Below are 1257 nucleotides of genomic sequence, written 5' to 3' on the forward strand. Positions count from 1 at the left end.
AGTTATTTTAGGATACGGAGTTGATAAAGATGGCTTTTTTACAAGTGATTTTAACAAAGCAGCAGGTATTCCGGATAATTATAAAATCCACAGCGATAGTTTAAAATCTTTAATAGAACATAATGAAAATGCAATATCACTTTATAAAATTTGTAAATCAATTGATATAGCAAAAAGCGTTGGTAATGCTTATAATGTTGTAAGACAAGTTGTAGGAGATGAATTTTTAAACTCAAACGATAGTTTTTCTAAAGATACTTTGTCAAACACCCCACATTTATATGAAATGAGAAAAAGCACCTTAGAAGTTACTCAAATATTTGATAATGATGACAAATTTAATAATTATTTTAAATCTAAAGAGTTTTCTAATGTTTTTTCAAAGCACAAAGACACATACTCATTATCAACCATTTTTGGTGCAGATGGTAATGTTTTTAATTATTATGAAACACGAGATGATAATATTTACGCTAAATGGCTTAGAAACTCTGCTTCAGTTTGCTGGAATCCACATGAAGAACATTATAAAACTGAAAACAGCGAATATACAAAAGGTGGCTTACTAATTGCAGCTCTTAGTAGTAATTATTTTTTGGTAGAAGGTGAGCGAACTGATTATGCTAAGCAAATAGGAGAGGATAGATTTACTCCTATGGATAGGTTAAATTATGGAGCTTTGCCAAAAGAACTTAGCTCATTAAAATTACAAAATGTAGATGGGTTTGATGGTAAAGAATTTGAAAGTATTATGAAGCGATATCAAAAATTATTATATGAAATGCTAAGTGGTAAAAATCTAAAAGCTCCTAAAGATATAGATAATTACGAAACATTTGAAGAGTTTTTGCAAGTGGCTTTACAATACAGCCAAAAAAATATAAGTTTATTTGATATGAAAGTATAAGGATTTGTTATGATGGTTAATGGAGTAAATAATTTTTCAAATACTTATATGAATAATCAAAGCAAAGTTAATAAACCTTATTATGAAGATGGAAAGGCTAGTTTAGAATATCTTAAACTAGCTCAAGAAAAGTTAGAAAACGATCCGACCTATAAACCATTATATGACAATAATTTAGGTCTTCGTGATAAGCTAACTTATGGTATGTATGGAGCGTTAGACCCTGATGTTGTAAAGCATATAAGGTTGGAATTGGAGAAATCTCCAGAAATTGATACAGAAGAATTAGTAAAAACTCTAAATAAACTTTTTAAAAATTTAGATAAATTAACTTCAGATAGCATAAGTAA

2 protein-coding genes are annotated in these 1257 nt (G+C 28.4%); both read left to right on the forward strand.

Annotated features, from left to right (window positions below; all coding sequences use genetic code 11):
- Positions 1-907: Cj0814 family flagellar-dependent secreted protein (locus AVBRAN12654_RS09310; RefSeq protein ID WP_336614377.1), on the forward strand; the 907-nt coding region annotated here is incomplete at its 5' end.
- A 9-nt stretch (positions 908-916) separates the two neighbouring features.
- On the forward strand, positions 917-1257 hold a 341-nt coding region (locus AVBRAN12654_RS09315; RefSeq protein WP_336614378.1), incomplete at its 3' end, for a hypothetical protein.

Source organism: Campylobacter sp. RM12654, assembly GCF_020137585.1.
Classification (GTDB): Bacteria; Campylobacterota; Campylobacteria; order Campylobacterales; family Campylobacteraceae; genus Campylobacter_E.